This window comes from Phyllobacterium sp. P5_D12 (assembly GCF_054049495.1).
Genome location: NZ_JBFUMG010000524.1, coordinates 1 through 3,124, shown reverse-complemented (window position 1 = coordinate 3,124; position 3,124 = coordinate 1). Strand labels below are relative to the sequence as shown.

Here is a 3,124-nt window from a genome sequence, read left to right as displayed (position 1 = left end):
AGGAAATTCCAGTTGACCAAACGATCGCGCCAACGCCGCAGTCGCCGACGGCAGCGGGTAAGAACTTGGACTTGCCACCCAACTTGTCCCAGTCGACCTTTTCGTAAATGCCGTCCGCGCAGCCAAGCGCAAGTTCCTCGGCCTCAACCTGGACAGCATCCCAGTTTGGAACGCCCGCCTTCACCTTGGCCTGAAGCACGCCGTATCCGCCGTCCCAACTCTCATCGAGCACCGGCTTTCCAGCCTGCTTTGCGAAAGGCTCGAAATAGATTTTGCGTTGGGCGTCTTGGTAGTTACCGCCCCAAGACACGACTGTCAGATCACGGGCTTCAGCGGTCGCTGTTCCGATGGTCGCCAACGCGCATGCAATCAACGTTGCGTTCAGAATTCTCATCGTCATTCCCCTTGTTTTTCTATGGCTAAGCTAAGAAACCACAGTTTGACTCGATTGAAAGCCTGATAAAGCGCCGCGGTGATTAAAATCACCATTACAAGTCAATATGTCGGCGGGGTTATCGCGCTTAAGATCTCGCTCTTCTGCTCGCCGACGTTGCGGAAGCGATGGGGGAGCCGGCTGTCGAAATAGTACCCATCGCCCTTGTTCAGGATCTTTTTCTGGCCGCCAACGGTCACTTCCACTGCACCTTTGATCACCATTCCCGCTTCCTGCGCGGCATGCGCGAAGGCTTCTCCRGTGTCAGCGCCGACCGCGTAGGTCTCGTGCAGCATTAGAAGTTGCCGGTTAGGATGGTTGAGCCCGATGACACGGTATGAGATGGTGTCGACCTTGCCGATCTCCACCAATTCCTCCCCTCCGTAGAATGGTGTGTATGGCAGGCTCGATTGAAGATCGCTGAAGAACCCGGGGAGCGTCGTCCCGAGAGCGTCCAGCACCGCGCTCAACGTGTCGATTGACGGACTCATCTTGTCCCGCTCGATCAGGGAAATGGTGGAATGGGAGATTCCGGACCTCACCGCCAGCTCTCGCACGCCCAAATCGCGCCTGCGCCGCATCTCTTTCAATTTGACGCCGATTTTTGGCATTGGATTTTCCCAAGATTGGAGTGCCTCATCGAAATAGCCTGTCACCGCACGACGTGCGGAACGCGCCGCCTTGGTGAATATACTGAACAGATGCTCCGCCAGCAATTGCAGTAAACCCGCGGGTGCACGATTGTGACGACATTCCTCCAACAAGCAACCCGGAGATTCAAATGGCAAACCGCTCCCGCCAATTGGGTGACAAGATAAGTCATCTCAAGCAGCCAAACGTTCTCTCGATTTCGGATACTGTTGCAATTGAGGCAGTGGTCAAGGACATCATTGCGAACGTGCGGGCACGCGGAGACGATGCCGTCGGAGAATATGCACGCACCTATGACCGGTCCGATCTAGTCACATTCGAAGTGAGCCTCGAGGATCGCCTGGAAGCCGTTGCCAATCTCGATCCCCAGACCAGGAAAGACACTGAGTTCGCCATTGAGCGCGTCAGGACGTTCGCCGAAGCGCAACTGCGAACCATACTTCCGCTCGAATTCGACGCCCTTCCGGGACTGCACCTCGGACACCGCGTCATTCCGATTGAGGTTGTTGGAGCCTATGTGCCCGGTGGCCGATATCCGATCCTATCTGCACCCGTCATGACTATCGTGCCGGCAAAGGTTGCCGGCTGCGATCATGTCATCGCCTGCCTGCCGCCCAACGCCCATCCGGCCATGATTGCCGGCTGTCATTTGTCGGGCGCCGACAGGATCTTCAAAGTGGGCGGCGCGCAGGCCATTGCCGCCATGGCGTTCGGCACCGAAACCATTCCCGCCGTCGACAAGATCGTTGGGCCCGGCAACGCCTACGTCAATGAGGCCAAGCGGCAGGTGTTCGGCCAGGTGGGCATCGACCAATTAGCAGGCCCCAGCGAAATTTATATCGTTGCCGACGAAACAGGCGACGCGGAGATGATCGCCACGGACCTTCTGGCGCAAGCCGAACACGATGTCAGGACCCGCGTTGGCCTTATCACTACCGATCAAAAACTCGCCGAGGCTGCACTGGAGGCGGTCGAACGCCAGTTGGCAACACTGCCCACGGCCGACGTCGCCGGCGTCGCCTGGCGTGACTACGGTGAGATCACCGTTTGTGCTGATGAAGCCGCCATGATCGAGTATTCGGACCATATCGCGGCGGAACACCTTGAGGTTCACACACGCGATGCCCATTCCACGGCAGGAAAATTGCGCAACTATGGCTCTCTCTTCATCGGGAAACTTGCGAGCGTTGTGTACTCTGACAAGTGCTGCGGGACGAATCACACGCTTCCGACCATGGCCGCAGGACGTTACACCGGAGGTCTCTGGGTAGGTTCCTACGTCAAGGTGTGTACCCACCAATGGCTCGACGAGCGTGGTGTGGCCGCGGTCGCTCCCCCCTCGGTACGGCAAAGTCGCACAGAGGGTATGGAGGGCCATCGCCGAGCAGCCGCGCTTCGACTGAGCCTGCAATAATGAATTCCGTCTAAGGATCGCGGTCGAGCCGCCACAGCTCATTAGCCGAGCAGGCCTTTGCAACTTCAAACTCCTTCAAAGATCGACCAGTGACATTCGGTCCAACTAGCTGGAGTTAGGTTTTTGTTCGAACTCAGTACCGGTGTCCGCAACGGCCCGGATCACACGAACTTTCGCTTCGGGTTAACGCCCGATACGTAGCGGTTTTAGGAATTCCGCGACTTCTCATGCCTTTGTCGCTCCGGTGAAAAATCCCTCCAATTCCGCGAATCCCATAGCCTGCTCTGAGAAGCAGAAGGTGCCTGCTGATCGCATTTCCCGCGCCGCATTCACGAACATGCCGAAGGATAGCCTCGCCAGAGCCGAACCGACGCTGATGCGCTTAACACCCGCCTCCGCCAGCTCCGACACGCCGAATGTTGCTCCCGGCATTCCCATTACTATGTTGACCGGCTTCGTCACTGCCTCACAAACCAACCGGATCGTGCTGAGGTCATTAAGGCCAGGTGCGTAGAGTACGTCAGCCCCGGCCCTTGCGAAAGCTTGCAGTCGCAGGATGGTGTCGCCAAGATCGGGCCGTCCCCACAAAAAATTCTCACAGCGCGCTGTCAGCACAAAATCATGGG

The 3,124-nt window shown here is 57.5% G+C and carries 3 protein-coding genes and 1 pseudogene; 1 reads left to right on the top strand and 3 read right to left on the bottom strand.

The genetic code is table 11. From position 1 onward, the window contains the following. Both ACXJ5O_RS22900 and ACXJ5O_RS22895 read right to left on the bottom strand, forming a co-directional pair. Positions 1-394, bottom strand: a pseudogene (locus ACXJ5O_RS22900) (ABC transporter substrate-binding protein); the annotation flags it as partial. Between the two features lie 101 nt (positions 395-495). After that, complete coding sequence (locus tag ACXJ5O_RS22895; RefSeq protein ID WP_457301913.1) at positions 496-1,044, bottom strand: cupin domain-containing protein; 549 nt, start codon at positions 1,042-1,044, stop codon at positions 496-498. Between the two features lie 170 nt (positions 1,045-1,214). Here ACXJ5O_RS22895 and hisD point away from each other — a divergent pair, with 170 nt between their 5' ends. Beyond that, positions 1,215-2,498: a histidinol dehydrogenase gene (gene hisD / locus ACXJ5O_RS22890; RefSeq protein ID WP_457301912.1), complete on the top strand. Its 1,284-nt coding sequence runs from the start codon at positions 1,215-1,217 to the stop codon at positions 2,496-2,498. Positions 2,499-2,723: 225 nt separating this feature from the next. On the opposite strand, the gene ACXJ5O_RS22885 is transcribed toward hisD, so the two are convergent. Further along, positions 2,724-3,124: isocitrate lyase/phosphoenolpyruvate mutase family protein (locus tag ACXJ5O_RS22885; protein WP_457301911.1), on the bottom strand; the 401-nt coding region annotated here is incomplete at its 5' end.